This is a genomic window from Acinetobacter sp. YH12249, assembly GCF_013417475.1.
In the GTDB taxonomy this organism is placed as follows: Bacteria; Pseudomonadota; Gammaproteobacteria; order Pseudomonadales; family Moraxellaceae; genus Acinetobacter.
Genome location: NZ_VPDX01000006.1, coordinates 87,933 through 106,637 on the forward strand (window position 1 = coordinate 87,933; position 18,705 = coordinate 106,637).

The following is an 18,705-nucleotide window of genomic DNA, read 5'->3' on the forward strand; positions in this document are numbered from 1 at the left end:
AACCCATTTTTTATATATGGACGGGAATTCCCCTCTTTATTAAAGAGGGGTTAGGGGAGATTAAATCCTTCCAAACCTCCCTTTCTTGCGCTTCAATATAAAGCAGTGCTTTATATCTTGCTCAAGGAGGCTTCAAGGAAATTAAACCACCAAGTTCACTAACTTATTCGGCACCACAATTTCTTTCTTGGTTGGACCAGTCAAGAATTGCTGAACTTCTGGCAATGCTTTGGCTTGAGCAAGAATGTCATCTTTCGATGCATCCACAGACACTTCAAGTTTGCCACGAAGCTTACCGTTCACTTGAACCACAATCGTTTGGGTATTACGAGTCAATGCAGATTCATCCACTTGTGGGAACTGTGCTTGAGTTAACTCGATTCCAAACTGAGCCAATAAAGTCTGGCTTAAGTGCGGTGCAAATGGAGCAAGCAATGTAAGAAGCGTAGTGATCGATTCACGAGCTACAGCAACGTCATTATCATCTTTCGCTTCAAATTTGTTGTTCGCATTTAACAGTTCCATCATAGCTGCAATGGCAGTGTTGAATGCATGACGACGTTCGATATCATCACCCACTTTCTGGATGGTTTCGTGAGTCTTACGGCGTAAATCTTGCGCAGCTGTAGAGAGTTTCGCTTTATTAAACTCAGTCGCGGTATTACCTTTTTCAAGGAAACCGGTTGCCAAACGCCATACACGTTTCAGGAAGCGGTTTGCGCCTTCAACACCGGCATCAGACCATTCAAGTGATTGATCAGGTGGTGCAGCAAACATCATGAACACACGTGCAGTATCTGCGCCGTATTGGTCAATAATCGCTTGCGGGTCGATACCGTTGTTTTTCGATTTCGACATTTTTTCCTGACCGCCAACGATGACATCTTGACCATCACCTTTGTATTTCGCAGAAGTGATGCGACCTTTCTCATCACGCTCAAGTTCGATGTCGGCAGGGTTGAACCAGGTTTTCTTGCCTGATTCAGATTCGCGGTAATAAGTATCCGCAAGCACCATACCTTGAGTGAGCAAGTTAGTGAACGGCTCGTTACCTTGTACCACGCCTTCGTCACGCATCAATTTGTGGAAGAAACGTGCATAGAGCAAGTGCAGAATCGCGTGTTCAACACCACCGATGTATTGGTTTACAGGAAGCCAAGTTTGACCTGCTTCAGGTTTTACCATGCCATCAGTAAAGTCTGGAGATGCATAACGTGCATAGTACCAAGATGATTCTACGAAGGTGTCGAGCGTATCTGTTTCACGACGTGCATCGCCACCACAGCAAGGACAAGTGGTTTCGTAGAATTCAGGCATCTTGTTCAGTGGGTTACCTGAACCGTCTGGAACAACGTCAGTCGGAAGTACCACAGGAAGTTGATCTTCAGGTACCGGCACTTGACCACATTTGTCACAGTTGATCATTGGAATTGGACAACCCCAATAACGCTGACGAGATACACCCCAGTCACGTAGACGGAATTGAACTTTTACATTCGCAAGACCTTGTGGTTCAAGTTTCGCCAAGAATGCATCAAATGCGCCTTGAAAGTCTAAACCGTCAAATTCGCCTGAATTAACCAGTTTACCGTCTTTAGAGCCGTACCATTCTTGCCATTGAGTTGCGTCAAAGTCTGTATCTTCTGCACCTTTGGCATCAATGACTTGCTTGATGGTTAAGCCATATTTGTTGGCAAATTCGAAGTCACGTTCATCGTGTGAAGGCACTGCCATCACCGCACCTGAACCGTAAGACATCAGTACGTAGTTTGCGATCCAGACTGGAACTTCTTCACCTGTGACAGGGTGTTTTACAGAAAGGCCTGTTGCCATGCCTTTCTTCTCGGCAGTCGCAAGATCCGCTTCTGCCACAGAACCCATACGGCATTCTTCGATGAATGCTTGAAGTTCAGGATTGCCTGCTTCTGATTGGAGGGCAGCTGCTTTTAGCGCCATTGGATGTTCTGCTGCCACAGCAACATAGGTCACACCCATCAATGTGTCGGCACGCGTGGTAAATACAGTTAAACCGTCTGCATACACGTCTGGATTCGCTGAAGGGAAGGTGATTTCCATACCTTGTGAGCGACCAATCCAGTTGCGTTGCATGGTCAGGACTTGTTGTGGCCAGCCGTCTTTTAATGTTTCAAGATCGTCCAGTAATTCTTGCGCATAATCAGTGATGCGGAAGTAGTACATTGGAATATCACGTTTCTCAACCAATGCACCTGAACGCCAGCCGCGACCATTTTCAACCTGTTCATTGGCAAGAACTGTTTGGTCTACTGGGTCCCAGTTGACTGTAGAAAGTTTACGGTAGATCAGGCCTTTTTTATAAAGCTGAACGAATAGCCATTGTTCCCAGCGATAGTATTCTGGTGTGCAGGTTGCGAATTCACGATCCCAATCTACAGACAGGCCAAGTTTCTTCAACTGATTACGCATGTAATCAATATTTTCGAAAGTCCATTTTGCAGGAGCGACCTGGTGTGCAATTGCAGCGTTTTCCGCAGGAAGACCGAAAGCATCCCAACCCATGGGTTGTAATACAGTTTCACCTTTTAAACGGTGAAAGCGGCTGATCACGTCACCAATGGTATAGTTACGCACATGACCCATATGCAGTTTGCCACTTGGGTAAGGGAACATCGAGAGGATATAACGACGTGGACCTTCTACAGTGTCGGCAACTTTAAAGGCTTTGCGAGATTCCCAGTCCTGCTGGACTTGAGGTTCAATCGCACTGGCTTGATATTCTGAGTCAATGTGAGTAGTCATATACGTAATACAAGAGAACGGTTAAAAAAAATATAAGGCACAGCATAGCGCAAAATGCACCTAAAAGTGAATTTTGCGGATGGTATTCTGCAGGAAAAATCTAAATTGGCAGACGAGTATGATTAGAAGGCTACACGCTCAGACTGACCACGTTGTAAAGCTTCATTGGCTTCACGCTGTTGCTGCTCATTTTCAGAAACGACAGGCACAGGTGCAGATGAGTTTGAGTTACCCGTTTCGGTCCGGTTCTCATTTTCGGTTGTTCTTGCTGGAGTAGGCGCGGAATTGGTCCAGCCATAGGTTTCTACTTTGCTTTTGTGCTTGGCATTTTTAGGAGGCGGGGTTTTAGTGTAGTGAGTCACGCCTTTGGCATCGACCCATTTATAATATTCAATCGCTAAAGCAGAGCTGCTTGCTACACCTAAAACAAACGTAGTGGCAAAACTTAATGCGGTCAGGAAAGATCTTTTCATGAGTAAAAGTCCTGAAAATTTCAAGCGGTTAAATAGGGTTGTTATTGTAGAGAATTTTTTGCCATAAGATGATTTTTAATTCAATTAATTTTGTGATCAGTAATGATCTTAATATTTTGAGCTGATACCTAAAAAGAGTAATTTTATATAAAAAGAAATTTATTTATAAACAGTTGCATTGAATTTCTTAAAAATTCATTCAATTTTTTTATATAAGACATATTAAAAATTTATAAAATTAAAGTTTTAAGTATATGAAATTTATTAATTTAAATTAAAATTTTAAAGCTAAAAATCATAGTTAAAGTCGAAATTGTCTGTAAAAGCAGCAAATTTCAGACGTATAAACAATAATAGCCTGTTTTTTAAACTTGACTTTAAAGGCTGAAAACACAAGAATGCAGCAATAGTTTTATATGCCTTAGATCGATCACCCTTCGAATAAGTGTCATGTCATGCAATGGGCAATTTTTCTAGCCGAAAAATTGAACAAAGCGAACAAAATATGTTTACCCCAACATGTTTTAGATCTTGTATTGCTCGAACAGCAGGTAGATCGGATTTTTTATTCCTATTGCTTTGAAAACTATGAAATTTGTGTGCTATAACAGTGCAGACAGTTAATGAATGAACACTGCAAATGCCTCCCATTTGTGCAGTGAATAATATAGGGTGAATCACGTTGGAACTTCTATCTGGTGGTGAAATGCTCGTTCGCGCATTAGCGGATGAAGGCGTTGAACATGTTTTTGGATATCCAGGCGGCGCAGTACTGCATATTTATGATGCGCTATTTCAACAAGACAAAATTAATCATTACCTCGTACGTCACGAACAAGCTGCCGGCCACATGGCGGATGCTTACTCACGCGTAACAGGTAAAACTGGTGTTGTGCTGGTCACTTCTGGCCCAGGCGCGACCAATACCGTTACTCCAATTGCAACGGCTTATATGGATTCCATTCCAATGGTGATCCTGTCTGGTCAGGTTGCAAGCCATTTGATCGGTGAGGATGCGTTCCAAGAAACTGATATGGTCGGTATTTCTCGCCCAATCGTGAAGCACAGCTTCCAGGTTCGCCATGCCAGCGAAATTCCTTCAATTATCAAAAAAGCATTCTATATCGCGTCATCTGGCCGTCCAGGTCCAGTTGTAGTTGATATTCCTAAAGATGCAACCAACCCAGCAGAGAAATTTGCTTACGAATATCCTGAAAAAGTGAAGATGCGTTCGTATCAACCACCATATCGTGGTCACTCAGGTCAAATCCGTAAAGCGATTGATGAACTGATTCATGCGAAACGCCCAGTCATTTACTCAGGCGGTGGTGTGGTTCAGGGCAATGCTTCAGCACAATTAACTGAGCTTGCACATCTATTGGGTTACCCAGTTACGAATACCCTGATGGGTCTTGGCGCATTCCCGGGCGATGATCCACAATTCATCGGCATGTTGGGTATGCACGGAACTTACGAAGCCAACATGACCATGCACAATGCAGACGTGATTCTGTGTGTAGGCGCGCGTTTCGATGACCGTGTAACCAATAACCCGGCGAAATTCTGTCCGAATGCCAAAGTCATTCACATTGACATCGATCCGGCGACCATTTCTAAAACCATCATGGCGCACATTCCAATCGTGGGTGCAGTAGAACCTGTGCTGAACGAAATGCTGAACCAGTTGAAGCAAATGAATGTGTCCAAGCCAAATCCTGAAGCGATTGCGGCATGGTGGAAACAGATTGATGAATGGCGTCAGGTTCATGGTTTGAAGTTCGATGTACCGACTGATGGCTCAATGAAGCCTCAGCAAGTGGTTCGTGCTCTAGACAAAGTCACCAATGGCGAAGCGATCATCACGTCTGACGTTGGTCAGCACCAGATGTTCGGCGCGTTGCACTATCGCTATAAGCGTCCTCGTCAATGGATCAACTCTGGTGGTCTAGGTACGATGGGTGTTGGTCTGCCATATGCAATGGCGGCTAAGCTTGCATTCCCGGATCAGCAAGTAGTTTGTATTACTGGTGAAGCATCGATTCAGATGTGTATCCAGGAACTTTCTACCTGTAAGCAATATGGCTTGAACGTGAAAATCCTGTGCCTGAACAACCGTGCCTTGGGTATGGTGAAACAGTGGCAGGACATGAACTACGAAGGCCGTCACTCTAGCTCTTATGTAGAGTCTTTACCTGACTTTGCAAAATTGATGGAAGCTTATGGTCATGTGGGTATTCAGATTGACCATGCGGACGAGCTTGAGTCTAAGCTTGAAGAAGCGATGGCAATCAATGATAAGTGCGTATTTATTAACGTAATGGTTGACCGTACAGAACACGTATATCCAATGCTAGTTGCGGGTCAATCGATGCAGGATATGTGGTTAGCAAAAGGGGAGCGCACGAAATGAGACATATTATCTCTGTACTCGTAGAAAACGAAGCAGGCGCGCTTTCTCGCTTGGTGGGTTTATTCTCACAACGCGGCTACAACATTGAAACATTGAACGTTGCGCCAACTGAAGACCCAACACTTTCACGTCTGACTTTGACGACTTATGGTGATGATCACAAGATCGAACAGATCACTAAACAGCTGAACAAGCTGGTAGAAGTGGTTAAAGTGGTGGATCTGTCTGAAGGTGCACACATTGAACGTGAATTGATGCTGATCAAAGTGAAAGCTTTAGGCGCAACCCGTGATGAAATCAAACGTACGACCGATATTTTCCGTGGCCAGGTGGTTGACGTAACGCCAACAACTTACACGATTCAAATCGCAGGTACGACTGAAAAAATCGACGGTTTTATTGACGCATTAGCAGAAAACACGATTTTGGAAGTAGTGCGTTCAGGCGTGTCGGGTATTGCACGCGGCGAAAAAGTACTAACCATCTAAATTTTTTAAATTATTTCCTCATTCTAATAAGAAGGGGGCTTCAGGCAATGTGATCAAGGATCATTGCCTGATGAAACGGACACACAAGCATTTAAGCGGAGACAGCAATGCAAATTTTTTACGATAAAGACTGCGACTTATCTATTATCCAATCTAAGAAAGTAGCAATCATTGGTTATGGTTCACAAGGTCACGCACACGCGCTTAACCTTAAAGATTCTGGCGTTGACGTAACTGTTGGTCTACGCGCGAATTCTACTTCTTGGAAAAAAGCTGAAAACGCTGGTCTTAAAGTTGCTGAAGTTCCTGCTGCTGTAGCTCAAGCTGACGTAGTAATGATCTTGACTCCAGATGAGTTCCAAGCTCAACTTTACCGCGACGTGATCGAGCCAAACATCAAAGAAGGCGCGACTCTAGCATTTGCTCACGGTTTCTCTGTTCTTTACAACCAAGTTGTTCCACGTAAAGACCTAGACGTAATCATGGTTGCGCCTAAAGCTCCTGGTCACACTGTACGTTCTGAATACCAACGTGGTTCAGGTGTTCCTGACTTAATCGCGATCCACCAAGATGCTTCTGGTAATGCACGTAACGTAGCTCTTTCTTACGCTTCAGGTGTAGGTGGCGGCCGTACAGGTATCATCGAAACTTCTTTCCGTGAAGAAACTGAAACTGACTTATTCGGTGAGCAAGCGGTTCTTTGTGGTGGTGCTGTTGAACTGGTTAAAATGGGCTTCGAAACTCTGGTTGAAGCTGGTTATGCGCCTGAAATGGCTTACTTCGAATGTCTACACGAACTTAAATTGATCGTTGACTTGATGTTCGAAGGCGGTATCGCTGACATGAACTACTCAGTATCTAACAATGCTGAATACGGCGAATACGTAACTGGCGTTGAAGTCATCAACGAACAGTCTCGTGAAGCAATGCGTAATGCGCTTAAACGTATCCAATCTGGTGAATACGCGAAGATGTTCATCCAAGAAGGTGCGTTGAACTACCCATCTATGACTGCTCGTCGTCGTCAAAATGCGGCTCACGGTATCGAAGTCACTGGTGCTAAATTGCGTGCGATGATGCCTTGGATTCAAGCAAACAAAATCGTTGATAAAGAGAAAAACTAATTTCTTGAATCATTTGATTTGAATGCGAAAACCCACTCACTAGAGTGGGTTTTTTATATAATGGAATAATAATTTAAATAAATATAAAAAGATAAGATGAAAGATCGAACTGAATTTTTAATATAGAAAATCATATCTATGCTTGGACTGAAGTAGGAGTAGGTGATCAAGAGTTTGAGCAATATGCATTCGAATTAAAAAATACCAAAACTTCATGGCAGCAAATCCAAACAATTATTTATCGTGATGTATTGTGGGGTAGTTGGCTTTCATTAAGTTTGTGGTTAGCTGTTTTAATTTTAATTTTAATTTTAATTTTAATTTTATTGCTTAGAGCAGCTTTGTTGGTTGACTGGGGATTTGAAGATAAAAGGTTATCTCAAAAAATAAATCATATTCAAAAATGGCAACTATTTTACAAGTTGAATTCATTGGCATGGATCAGGTATTTAATCGGTTATTAGTTGAGCATAAGTATAGTAAAGAAATTGAAAAGGTAGATGGAACAGACATAAAGCATCAGCAAGTTTGATAATGTAAGAAATGCTAAGCTCCCATAAATCAATTCATAAAACAGTCACACCTTAATTTCATACTTGATCAAAAGTATGGATAGTTATATCTCATTAACTTTTAAATGCCTGGGAATAACCAAATTTTGATTAAGACCAAGGCAGAAAGTGGCTCATAGATACATTTTCACCAAAGTCTTGGGTGTTATAACTGCATTATACTCGAAGCACAATCGATCCTTCTCAGGTTTTGTTAAAGGCTAGATAATTATTCCTAAAGAATGAATTGAATGTGGTGATCCAAACTTATTTCAATAAATATCAGTACACATAAATCATCTATTAACAGTTCAGGGATAGGTCGGATTGAAAGGTTAAAAATATAGTGCAGGAGGCGATGGCCAGCGGTAGAGCAGTGATCGCTAATGATCATGGATGTACTATTTACAGGTGCAACATGATCGGACAGGTTGGCTGAGTAGGGTGGGATAGTGGCAAGAATTCATCTGTTAGATGTCTGAATTAAGCGATTTATAACGATTACAGAAGGATGCGGACATTAACAAACTAAAAAGGTGAATGGCGATTATCTTATGCGTCAATTTGAACAAGCTCTATTTTTCAGTCGTACCAAACCTGAAATACAGGGCATAAAACAATAAGAGCTCTACAATGAAATTTCAGAATGCAAAATTAAAATTTTTAGAAATTGATTTAAAAGGCTGCATTTATCTTAATCATTTTTCACATTCAGAACGCATTGCAGCTTTTTTTAAGATCATTAGCCGGTTGGGCAATGGCGTATTCTGGTATTTGATGCTGATTGCCGTCTGGCTGATTCAGGGTTTGATGTATACCTTGCAGATTGTTTATCTGGTGTTTGGTAGTATGGTCGGAACCTTGATCTATAAACTGCTAAAAACCAAAACAGTACGGCCACGTCCTTATCAGGTGCATCAGGTGATTCGGCTCTGTGAGCATCCGCTGGATCATTTTAGTTTTCCTTCGGGACATACCTTGCATGCAGTGATGGTGACCATCGTGCTGGGTTATATCGTGCCTTTCTTGCTGTTTTTAATGTTGCCATTTGCCATTCTAGTTGCGATCTCTCGAATGGTTTTAGGCTTGCATTATCCAAGTGATGTGGCGGTAGGAGCCATATTAGGCGCACTGGTAGCCACCATGATTGTATTTACGGCACCTTTTTTTAATATCATGTTGTAAAAAATCACGAGATGATCTGGCAAAGGCTCGCAGAATTTTGCAAATTTGCTAAAGTACTACATCACAGTAAATAGGCTTAGGAATAGATATGGGTTTACGTTGGACAGATACCCTCGATATCGCGATTGAATTGTATGAAGCGCATCCAGACGTGGATCCGCAATGGGTTCGCTTTACCGACCTGCATGCCTGGGTATGTGCACTTCCTGATTTTGAAGACGATCCAACCAAATCAACCGAAGGGCTTCTGGAAGCCATTCAAATGGCATGGATTGACGAAGCACGTTAATTGCCAGTTTGAAAAAAGCAATTTTTTTACAGTTTAAAGGCAGAAAAAAGTCCATTATTCGGTATAATGCGGCAAATTTTCATGTCAACAATTGACTTAAGGAGCCAATCATGGCTATTGAACGTACATTATCTATCGTAAAACCAGACGCAGTTGCTAAAAACCACATCGGTGACATCTTTGCTCGTTTCGAAAAAGCAGGTCTTAAAATCGTTGCGACTAAAATGAAACACCTGACTCAAGCTGAAGCTGAAGGCTTCTACGCTGAGCACAAAGAACGTGGTTTCTTCGGTGACCTAGTTGCATTCATGACTTCTGGTCCAGTTGTTGTTTCAGTTCTTGAAGGCGAAAACGCTGTTCTTGCTCACCGTGACATCCTTGGCGCGACTAACCCTAAAGAAGCTGCTCCTGGTACAATCCGTGCAGACTTCGCTGTAAGCATCGACGAAAACGCTGCTCACGGTTCTGACTCTGTAGCATCTGCTGACCGCGAAATTAACTACTTCTTCGCGCAAACTGAGATTGCTCCACGTACTCGTTAATACGCAGTATTCAAACCAGATAAGTGTTATTATACTTATCTGGTTTTTTTATTCTCTGAATAATTCTTTGCTCAGATATTGAGCTTCTCCTTTCATCTTTAGACATGGTTTAGGTATACACATGAGTACTGAAGTGGTCGCTACATCAGCAGTTTCTGATGCACAGCAACAATCTCCGTCCACTCCTGCACAGCAAAATTCTGTGGAAAAAGTGAACTTACTAGGCATGTCACGTCCGCAAATGGAAAAATTCTTCGAAGATATGGGCGAGAAGAAGTTCCGTGCCGGTCAGGTGATGAAATGGATTCATCAGTATTTCGTGACTGATTTTGCCGAGATGACCAATATCTCGGGCAAGCTGCGTGAAAAACTGGAAAAGATTTGTGAAATTAAAGCGCCAGAAGTAGTGCATAAAAACTATTCCAAAGACGGTACCCGTAAATGGGTGTTCCGTGTCGGTGATGGTGATGGCTCTCTGGTTGAAACTGTCCTGATTCCGGCAGAGGATAAAACTGGTTCACGTAAGACCCTGTGTATTTCTTCACAAGTGGGCTGTGCCCTAGACTGTTCATTCTGTTCAACCGGTAAGCAAGGTTTCCAGCGTGACCTGACTCAAGCTGAAATCATTGGTCAGTTATGGATGGCCAACTACTCCTATATGGAAGAAGTGCCTGTGGCTGAGCGTGAGCGTTCAGTGACCAATGTGGTGATGATGGGCATGGGCGAGCCATTGCTGAACTATGATGCTGTATTAAACTCTATGCGCATTATGCTGGATGATTTTGCTTATGGCATGTCTAAACGCCGCGTAACGCTTTCAACATCTGGTGTCGTGCCGAAAATTGACCAGTTGGCGCAAGATATTGATGTGGCTTTGGCGATTTCATTACACGCAACCAATGACGAGCTGCGTAATGAACTGGTGCCAATCAACAAAAAATATCCGCTAGAGCAGCTTATTGCCGCTTGTCAGCGCTACATCACTAAAGATGGTAATGAAAGTGCGCGTAAGCACGTGACTATCGAATATGTAATGCTGGATGGCGTAAATGACAAACCTGAACATGCCCAGCAGATGATCAAGCTGCTTAAAGATCTGCCAAGCAAGATTAACCTGATTCCATTTAACCCGTTCCCGCATGCGCCATATGGCCGTTCAAGCCGTAACCGGATTATTTCTTTCCAAAAAACTTTGTCTGATGCCGGTTTTGTGTGTACGATTCGTCAGACACGTGGTGATGATATCGACGCTGCGTGTGGACAACTGGTAGGACAAGTTGCTGACCGTACCCGTCGTGCGGAACAGTGGAAAAAGAAAATTGCGCAGTCCAATGAGATTATGCGCTCACAAGGATAACAAGAGGTCGCCAATTGAGTAGTCTGACATCTAAACTTGCTTTGGTTTCAGTAGTATGTGGGTCTTTGGTTTTAACTGCGTGTCAAACGCCAGATCTAGGTCAGAAGGATCCGGAAAAAGCCACCAAGGTTCGTACTCAGTTGGCGGTTGAATATCTTAAAAACGGTGATCTGGATTCAGCCAAACGTGCGCTGGATCAGGCACTGGAAACTAATCCGCGTGATTCGCAAGCCAATATGATGATGGGGGTGCTGCTTCAGCAGGAAGGCAGTAAACCTAATCTTGAAAAAGCCGAAGGTTATTTCAAGCGTGCAATTTCGGCAGATCCAAAGAATGCCCAGGCACGAAATAACTACGGCACCTATTTATATCAGCTTGAGCGCTATAAAGATGCGATTGAGCAGTTCGAAATTGCTGGCGCAACTTTAGGTTATGACCAGCGATTTCGTGCCCTTGAAAATATGGGGCGGATTTACCTGAAACAGGGGGATCTGGCGAATGCTGAAAAATCATTCAAACAGGCACTACAGGCTAATCGCGCTTCGTATATATCAATGTTAGAGTTGGCAGAAATTTTTTATCTGAACCAGCAGTTCCCGGCCGCGACTCAAATGTATGAACAGTTTGTACGTGGCGTGGGGCAGAAAAACCAGAGTGCCCGTGCGCTCTGGATTGGCATTCGCACTGCGCGTGCCAGTGGCGATCAGTTAGGCATGCAGGTTTTGGTCAATCAATTACGTGCATTGTTCCCTGAAAGCCCGGAATACCAACGTTATTTGCAATTACAGTACAGTACTGAGGCCGTATGGAAGTAAATCCTAATTCAGATTCGAATAATTCGAGCGTAGCTCCAAACGCGTTAGGAAATGTTCAGCGTCCAGGCGAGTACTTACGCAAGATTCGTATTAATCAGCAACGTGAGCTTGAAGACGTTGCCAAAGAGCTTAATATTCCGGTAAAGACCCTGAATGCCTTGGAAAAGGATGATTATAAATCCTTGCCTGAAGCGACTTTTATTAAGGGTTATTACCGCACCTATGCCAAATATCTCGGTGTCGATGCTTCTAGCCTGATTCAGCGTTTTGATGAAATTTATGCCAATGATACCGGTATGGTTGCAACGCATGCTCTGAAAGATTCTCCAATCAAGATCATGGGTAAATTGCCAGGATCAAAGCGTGATCGTAACCGCAAATGGTTAAAACGCGGTCTGATTGCGCTGGTCGTAGTACTGATCTTGGGTGCACTGGTCGCCATGATCCAGAACTGGTCAGAAAGCAGTTCAAATAATGCTGAAGTTGCTGACACTTCTTCTGATGTTGAGATTTTGAATCTGGATGCCGGTGCTGCCATGTCCGGTGATCAGCTTAAGCTTGATTTTAGCCGTCCAACCTCTGTGCATATTGTAGATGCAGGCGGTAACGTGCTGGCCACTGGCCGTCAAGCGTCTACTATAGAGCTGAGCGGTGAAGCGCCATTCCAGATCCGACTGGATGATGCGACAGCAGTATCACTCAGTTTAAATAATGAAAGTATTGCATTGTCACCTTATACGGTTAACGGAAAAGCAGATTTCCGTTTATCACGTTAATGGTGAGCAGATAGGGCGAAATCATGATCGTAAATCCAATTCAGCGCCGTCCAACACGTAAAATCCGTGTCGGTTCTGTCTATGTCGGTGGTGATGCACCGATCACTGTTCAGTCAATGACCAATACTGAAACCTGCGATGTCGCAGCAACTGTTGCACAAATTCAGCGTTGTGTAGATGCAGGTGCAGACATTATGCGTGTCTCTGTGCCGAGTATGGAAGCAGCAGCGGCTTTCGGTGAAATTCGTAAGCAAGTCGACGTACCACTGGTTGCAGATATTCACTTCGACTATAAGATTGCGCTGGCTGTTGCTGATCTGGGTGCAGACTGTCTGCGTATTAACCCGGGGAATATCGGCTCAGAAGCCAAGATTCGTGAAGTCGTGGCAGCGGCACGTCATAACGACATTTCTATGCGGATTGGCGTGAATGCCGGTTCACTGGAAAAAGATATCCAGAAAAAATATGGCGAACCGACCGGTGAAGCATTGCTGGAATCTGCGATGCGTCATATCGACATTCTGGATCGTCTGAATTTCCATGAATTTAAAGTATCGGTCAAAGCATCAAACGTGTTTTTGACTATGGATGCTTATCGTCTGCTGTCTAAACAGATTGATAATCCATTGCACTTGGGTGTGACGGAAGCGGGTGTATATCGTACCGGTTCAGTGAAATCAGCGATTGCTTTGGGTGGTCTGCTGATGGAAGGTATTGGCGATACCATGCGTATTTCTCTGGCAGCTGAGCCTGAAGAAGAAATCAAGATTGGTTTTGATATCCTGAAATCGCTGGGCCTTCGTTCTAACGGAATTAACTTTATTGCCTGCCCAAGCTGTTCACGTCAGGAATTTAACGTGATTAAAGTAATGCAGACCCTTGAAGAACGTCTGGAAGATGTCCGTGTTCCGATGGATGTGTCTGTAATTGGCTGTAAAGTGAATGGTCCGGGCGAAGCCAAAGAAGCCGATATCGGTGTAGTAGGTGCAAGTCCGCGCTCACTGGTGTATCGTAATGGTGAAAAGAGCCATTTAATCGATACCAATCAACTGGTTGATGAAATCGAATCAATGGTTCGTCAACGTGTTTCCGAGCTTGAAGAAGCCAAATCAAAAGAAATTATTCGCACAAGTTTTTCTGAGTAGATCATGAGTTCAATCGTCGCAATCAAAGGTTTTAATGACATTCTCCCAACGCAAACCCCAGCTTGGAGACGTCTTGAACAGCATCTGTCAGGTCTGATGGATGCCTATGGCTATCAACAAATCCGTTTGCCGATGGTTGAACAGACCAATCTGTTTAAACGTTCAATCGGTGATGCCACAGATATCGTTGAAAAAGAAATGTACACCTTTCTGGACAAAGGTAATCCGCCTGAGTCTCTGACTTTACGTCCTGAAGGAACAGCGGGCTGTGTACGTGCGATGCTGGAACATAACCTGCTTCGTGGTGCGACCCCGAAAGTCTGGTATATCGGACCGATGTTCCGTTATGAAAAACCGCAAAAAGGCCGTTATCGTCAGTTCCACCAGTTTGGCGTGGAAACCTTTGGTGTGGCAACGCCTGATCAAGATGCAGAATTGATTCTGATGACAGCACGTCTTTGGAAACGTATGGGCGTTGCTGACAAAGTTCAACTCGAACTGAATACATTGGGCGAGTCTGATGAACGTGCAGCGTATCGTGCGGCGCTGGTAGACTTCCTACAAGCGCATAAAGCGGATCTGGATGAAGATTCTCAACGTCGTCTGACGACTAATCCGCTGCGTATTCTGGATTCCAAAGATGTCAAAACTCAAAGCATCCTAGAAAATGCACCAAAACTTCACGACTTTATGGGTGAAGAAACACTGGCGCACTTTAACCAGTTACAACAGTATTTGTCAGATGCCGGTATCAGCTTTGTCATCAATCAGAAACTGGTACGTGGTCTGGACTACTACAACAAAACCGTATTTGAATGGACTACGACTCATTTAGGTTCGCAAGGTACTGTGTGTGCCGGTGGTCGTTATGACGGCTTAGTCGGTCAATTGAAAGGCAAGGCAGATCAATCTGTGCCTGCAGTTGGTTTCGCGATGGGGATGGAGCGTTTATTGCTTCTACTGGAACAGGTTGAAGACAATACGCCAGTACGTGATTGCGAAGTATTCCTGGTTGCCGATCCTGCTTCTCAAGGTAAAGCACTGGTATTGGCCGAACAGATTCGTGATCAATTGGAAGCTGCAGGCAGTAATATTCGTCTGAAAGTCGGCTCACAAGGTTCAATGAAGTCGCAAATGAAAAAAGCCGATCAAGCCGGTGCTTTATATGCGGCCATTATCGGTGAGCGTGAACTGGAAGCACAAAGCTTTACGGTGAAAGAGCTGGCGACTGCAGAGCAATCTACTGTGCCATTTGCAGACTTTGTCGCATTTTTCAGTACTAAAATTTCTTCAAAATAATCGATAAAACATTAGGAAAAAGGTAATCGCATGAGCGCAATGACTGATGATGAACAACTTGAAAGTTTAAAATCCTTCACGAAGAAGTATGGTTCTTCGATCATTATCGGGATTCTGGTTGCGCTGATTGCCTTTTTCGGATGGGAATATTGGCAGAAGAAAAACCTGGCGGAATCGCAAATGCAGACTGCCAAGGTTCAGCAACTGATGGATGAAGCACAGGCTGCAGATGGTGATGCTTTTGCCAAGCTATCTGAAACTGCAGACAAGATTGTCAAAGAAGCGCCAGATTCAGCTCAAGCAATTCAAACCCAGTTGGTCATGGCGAAACTGGCTTATGACAAGCAGGATTACGCTGCCGCTGAGAAAGCATTACAAAAAGTTGAAAACTCTAAAGTTGATGATAAAGGCCTGGTTCAGGTCGTTAAATTGCGTCTGGCTTATGCACAATTAGCACAGAAAAAATATGATGCAGCCCTGAAAACTTTGGATGCAGTGACTGAACCTGCATTTAAAGCAACCGCCGATGAAGCACGTGGCGATATCTATGTTGCCAAAAATGATATTGAAAATGCCAAAAAAGTATATCAAAGTGCATGGGATGCTTTGATTGAACGTAAAGAAGAACGTCAAATTTTACAAATTAAGCTCGAAAGCGTAGGCGTGTTGGTCGATGACCCGGAAATCGAACGCCCAATTATAGAAACACAAGTGGAAGAAGCTGAATGAACAGAACATATAAAATCACCTGTGCTTTAACTGTTTTAACTCTTGCACTCGCTGGCTGTGCGGGTAAGACCAATAAAGTACCAGAAGTAAAACCGAATCCACTTCCAAAAATCAGTCAGACTAAAACACTTGTTCCTGTATTTTCGACCAGTGTTTCTTCAACAGAGAAGGCTGATCCGCTACGTTTACGTCTGGATGCGGATAACGGAGTCGTATTTGCGATCGACCCTAAGGGTGAAGTCACTGCTTTTAATGGCAAGCAGCGCCTGTGGCAGAAAAAAGTCAGCAAAGATACGTTAAGCTCTGGCGTTGAAGCCGCTGATGGGATCGTGGTGGTTGGCAGCAACAAAGGCCAACTGATCGCACTGGATCAGCAGACTGGCGAACAACGCTGGACTGCACAATTGACTGGTGCCATCTTGGCGCCTTCTTTGATTCATGCAGGCCGCGTAATTACTGTCACTAATGACGGTACTGTATATGCCCACGAAGTGGCCTCAGGCGCTCAGGTCTGGACCTATGATTTACCGAATGTCCAGTTTAGCCTGCGTGGCATGGCGGCTCCAGTGCCTTTAGATGCGCGTAATGTATTGATTGCGACTTCAAATGCTTATATTTATGCAATCGATGCCTTAAGTGGTGTGCCTAAATTGCAGCGCCGTGTTGCAATCTCGGATGGCCGTTCGGACATTCAGCGTTTGATTGATATTGACGGTGATCCTGTCGTAGCAGGTCAGTTTATTGTGACCACCAGCTATCAAGGTCAGGTGACTGTATTTGATCTGGCTTCACAACAGGTGATCTGGAGTGAAGATGCCAGCAGTATCCAGCGTCCGGAAGTGGTGGGCAATGGCGTCTTCGTTGCCCAAACCGACGGTAAAATCAGCGCTTATGAAATTACCACTGGTCAGCCTTTATGGGAAAATGACCAGTTGTTGAATCGTCAGTTGAGCAATCCGGTAATGCTCGGAACTGAACTTGTCGTAGGTGATCTGGACGGGGTATTGCACCTGCTGGATCCATCAACAGGGCAGATTATTGGCCGTGCTAAAACTTCTGGTGAAGTGCGTCATTTACGCGTAATTGACAACCAGCTCTATGTTTCGACTCGCAAGGGTGCATTAAGCATCTGGCAGAATCGTTAATTTTTGTTTGGCTTATGCTAAAATAAGCCAACCGTATTTTTTACGCGGGGTGATTGAATGTTCAATGCCCCGTGTTTTTATTTATTTTAGGCTTTAATCCTATTCCCTTTTTCTTCCAAAACTTTCTGATGTTCAGGCCATTTTTAGACAGCCTGATATTGAATAAAGGTTAATCTATGAAACCCGTAATTGCGCTCATTGGTCGTCCGAACGTCGGAAAATCAACTCTGTTTAACCAGATAACCAAGAGCCGTGACGCATTGGTGGCAGACTTTGCTGGTCTGACACGCGACCGTAAATATGGTGATGCGATCTATCAAAACAAATCTTTCATTGTCGTGGATACTGGTGGTATCGGTGAAAATGAAGGCGGTATTGACTCCTACATGGCTGAGCAGTCTAAAACTGCGATCCATGAAGCCGACATGATCATTTTTGTGGTCGATGCACGTGCCGGACTACTGGCATCTGATGAACAGATCGCTCGTGAACTGCGTACTTTGGGCAAGAAAGTTTTCCTTGTAGCTAACAAAGTTGATGGCGTACATGCTGAAGCTGCTCTGGTCGAGTTTTATAAACTCGGTATGGGCGAGCCTATGCAAGTGGCTGCTAGCCACGGCCGTGGCGTACAGCAAATGCTGGAAGAAGTACTTGAAGATGTGCCTGAAGATGAAAGTCCAGAAGAACATGACAAGAATACTGGTCTACGTCTTGCAATTATTGGTCGTCCAAACGTAGGTAAATCGACACTAGTAAACCGTCTATTGGGTGAAGAGCGTGTTGTAGCGTTTGACCAGCCAGGAACGACGCGTGACTCAATCTATATTCCTTTTGAGCGTGATGGTCGTCAATACACCCTGATTGATACCGCTGGGGTACGCCGTAAAGGTAAGGTTGATGAAATGATTGAGAAATTCTCAATTGTGAAAACCTTACAGGCGATGAAAGATGCGCACGTAGTAGTTGTTGTTGTTGATGCGCGTGAAGGGATTGTAGAGCAGGACTTACACCTGATCGGTTATGCACTGGAAGCTGGCCGTGCCATGGTGATTGCGATCAATAAATGGGACAACATGTCCGAATATGATCGTAAACAATGTAAGCTCGATGTAGAGCGTCGTTTTGACTTTATTCCTTGGGCGAAAATCCACCTGATTTCTGCGCTACATGGTACAGGGGTCGGTGAGATGTATCCATCGATTCACCGTGCTTATGATTCTTCACATCTGAAAGTATCACCAGCGAAGCTAACCCAGATTCTAAATGATGCCACTGAAGCGCACCAACCACCTACTGTACAAGGTCGTCGCATCAAGATGCGTTATGCGCATATGGGCGGACAGAATCCACCGACTATCGTGGTTCATGGTAATAAGGTAGATAAGACACCTGCAGATTATCGCCGTTACTTGGAAAATGTATTCCGTAAAGTTTACAAACTTGAAGGTACACCAGTAAAAATTGAATTTAAAACCTCAGAAAACCCATTTGAAGGTCGCAAGTCACAGCTGGATGAACGTACTGCTGCGCGTCGCCGTCGTTATGTACAGAAATTCAAGAAAGCCGAGAAAAAATTTAAACGTGGTTAATTGCCATAGT

General features: G+C 43.9%; 16 protein-coding genes. 14 read left to right on the top strand and 2 right to left on the bottom strand.

Translation table 11 applies throughout. The features are described 5' to 3' along the window. Positions 1-141: 141 nt before the first annotated feature. Positions 142-2,778 carry a leucine--tRNA ligase gene (leuS, locus tag FTV25_RS05220; RefSeq protein WP_180002365.1) on the bottom strand — a complete coding sequence of 879 codons (2,637 nt, stop codon included), beginning with the start codon at positions 2,776-2,778 and terminating at the stop codon, positions 142-144. A 122-nt stretch (positions 2,779-2,900) separates the two neighbouring features. Further along, positions 2,901-3,251: a DUF4124 domain-containing protein gene (locus FTV25_RS05225; protein ID WP_034703208.1), complete on the bottom strand. Its 351-nt coding sequence runs from the start codon at positions 3,249-3,251 to the stop codon at positions 2,901-2,903. Positions 3,252-3,933: 682 nt separating this feature from the next. Here FTV25_RS05225 and FTV25_RS05230 point away from each other — a divergent pair. From FTV25_RS05230 to der, 14 genes are all read left to right on the top strand, one after another. Further along, positions 3,934-5,661: an acetolactate synthase 3 large subunit gene (locus FTV25_RS05230; RefSeq protein ID WP_004782089.1), complete on the top strand. Its 1,728-nt coding sequence runs from the start codon at positions 3,934-3,936 to the stop codon at positions 5,659-5,661. After that, positions 5,658-6,149 carry an acetolactate synthase small subunit gene (gene ilvN / locus FTV25_RS05235; RefSeq protein ID WP_004782091.1) on the top strand — a complete coding sequence of 164 codons (492 nt, stop codon included), beginning with the start codon at positions 5,658-5,660 and terminating at the stop codon, positions 6,147-6,149. The genes FTV25_RS05230 and ilvN overlap by 4 nt, the downstream gene beginning before the upstream one ends. A gap of 107 nt (positions 6,150-6,256) precedes the next feature. After that, positions 6,257-7,273 (top strand): ketol-acid reductoisomerase, encoded by a 1,017-nt coding sequence (ilvC, locus tag FTV25_RS05240; protein WP_180002364.1) that lies wholly within the window; start codon positions 6,257-6,259, stop codon positions 7,271-7,273. A gap of 1,184 nt (positions 7,274-8,457) precedes the next feature. Continuing rightward, entirely contained in the window at positions 8,458-9,009 is a 552-nt protein-coding gene (locus tag FTV25_RS05245; protein ID WP_004782094.1) for a phosphatase PAP2 family protein, read from the top strand. A gap of 88 nt (positions 9,010-9,097) precedes the next feature. After that, a complete protein-coding gene (iscX, locus tag FTV25_RS05250; RefSeq protein WP_005232138.1) occupies positions 9,098-9,298 on the top strand; it encodes a Fe-S cluster assembly protein IscX in 201 nt (66 codons plus the stop codon). A gap of 110 nt (positions 9,299-9,408) precedes the next feature. Beyond that, entirely contained in the window at positions 9,409-9,840 is a 432-nt protein-coding gene (ndk, locus tag FTV25_RS05255; protein ID WP_004782097.1) for a nucleoside-diphosphate kinase, read from the top strand. A 121-nt stretch (positions 9,841-9,961) separates the two neighbouring features. Next, positions 9,962-11,197 carry a 23S rRNA (adenine(2503)-C(2))-methyltransferase RlmN gene (gene rlmN / locus FTV25_RS05260; RefSeq protein WP_005232136.1) on the top strand — a complete coding sequence of 412 codons (1,236 nt, stop codon included), beginning with the start codon at positions 9,962-9,964 and terminating at the stop codon, positions 11,195-11,197. Between the two features lie 41 nt (positions 11,198-11,238). Continuing rightward, positions 11,239-12,012, top strand: coding sequence for a type IV pilus biogenesis/stability protein PilW (gene pilW, locus FTV25_RS05265; protein ID WP_373683619.1), 774 nt, complete (start codon positions 11,239-11,241; stop codon positions 12,010-12,012). Continuing rightward, positions 12,003-12,788: a helix-turn-helix domain-containing protein gene (locus FTV25_RS05270; protein ID WP_179992375.1), complete on the top strand. Its 786-nt coding sequence runs from the start codon at positions 12,003-12,005 to the stop codon at positions 12,786-12,788. Before pilW ends, FTV25_RS05270 begins: the two co-directional genes overlap by 10 nt. Positions 12,789-12,811: 23 nt before the next feature. Further along, positions 12,812-13,933, top strand: coding sequence for a flavodoxin-dependent (E)-4-hydroxy-3-methylbut-2-enyl-diphosphate synthase (gene ispG, locus FTV25_RS05275; protein ID WP_004782104.1), 1,122 nt, complete (start codon positions 12,812-12,814; stop codon positions 13,931-13,933). 3 nt (positions 13,934-13,936) lie between these two features. Next, positions 13,937-15,232 (top strand): histidine--tRNA ligase, encoded by a 1,296-nt coding sequence (gene hisS / locus FTV25_RS05280; protein WP_180002362.1) that lies wholly within the window; start codon positions 13,937-13,939, stop codon positions 15,230-15,232. Positions 15,233-15,262: 30 nt separating this feature from the next. Next, complete coding sequence (locus tag FTV25_RS05285) at positions 15,263-15,961, top strand: tetratricopeptide repeat protein (RefSeq protein ID WP_005232125.1); 699 nt, start codon at positions 15,263-15,265, stop codon at positions 15,959-15,961. Further along, on the top strand, positions 15,958-17,106 hold the full coding sequence (gene bamB, locus FTV25_RS05290; protein WP_180002361.1) for an outer membrane protein assembly factor BamB: 1,149 nt from the start codon (positions 15,958-15,960) through the stop codon (positions 17,104-17,106). The genes FTV25_RS05285 and bamB overlap by 4 nt, the downstream gene beginning before the upstream one ends. 176 nt (positions 17,107-17,282) lie before the next feature. After that, positions 17,283-18,695, top strand: coding sequence for a ribosome biogenesis GTPase Der (gene der, locus FTV25_RS05295; RefSeq protein WP_166139054.1), 1,413 nt, complete (start codon positions 17,283-17,285; stop codon positions 18,693-18,695). The last annotated feature ends 10 nt before the right edge of the window (positions 18,696-18,705 follow it).

Bases quoted from the DNA above. Each gene is read 5' to 3' on its own strand.
- FTV25_RS05225 (WP_034703208.1), bottom strand. From the start codon at position 3,251: ATGAAAAGATCTTTCCTGACCGCATTAAGTTTTGCCACTACGTTTGTT.
- ilvN (WP_004782091.1), top strand. From the start codon at position 5,658: ATGAGACATATTATCTCTGTACTCGTAGAAAACGAAGCAGGCGCGCTT.
- der (WP_166139054.1), top strand. From the start codon at position 17,283: ATGAAACCCGTAATTGCGCTCATTGGTCGTCCGAACGTCGGAAAATCA.
- leuS (WP_180002365.1), bottom strand. From the start codon at position 2,778: ATGACTACTCACATTGACTCAGAATATCAAGCCAGTGCGATTGAACCT.
- FTV25_RS05285 (WP_005232125.1), top strand. From the start codon at position 15,263: ATGAGCGCAATGACTGATGATGAACAACTTGAAAGTTTAAAATCCTTC.
- FTV25_RS05245 (WP_004782094.1), top strand. From the start codon at position 8,458: ATGAAATTTCAGAATGCAAAATTAAAATTTTTAGAAATTGATTTAAAA.
- iscX (WP_005232138.1), top strand. From the start codon at position 9,098: ATGGGTTTACGTTGGACAGATACCCTCGATATCGCGATTGAATTGTAT.
- ndk (WP_004782097.1), top strand. From the start codon at position 9,409: ATGGCTATTGAACGTACATTATCTATCGTAAAACCAGACGCAGTTGCT.
- hisS (WP_180002362.1), top strand. From the start codon at position 13,937: ATGAGTTCAATCGTCGCAATCAAAGGTTTTAATGACATTCTCCCAACG.
- ispG (WP_004782104.1), top strand. From the start codon at position 12,812: ATGATCGTAAATCCAATTCAGCGCCGTCCAACACGTAAAATCCGTGTC.
- FTV25_RS05270 (WP_179992375.1), top strand. From the start codon at position 12,003: ATGGAAGTAAATCCTAATTCAGATTCGAATAATTCGAGCGTAGCTCCA.
- rlmN (WP_005232136.1), top strand. From the start codon at position 9,962: ATGAGTACTGAAGTGGTCGCTACATCAGCAGTTTCTGATGCACAGCAA.
- bamB (WP_180002361.1), top strand. From the start codon at position 15,958: ATGAACAGAACATATAAAATCACCTGTGCTTTAACTGTTTTAACTCTT.
- ilvC (WP_180002364.1), top strand. From the start codon at position 6,257: ATGCAAATTTTTTACGATAAAGACTGCGACTTATCTATTATCCAATCT.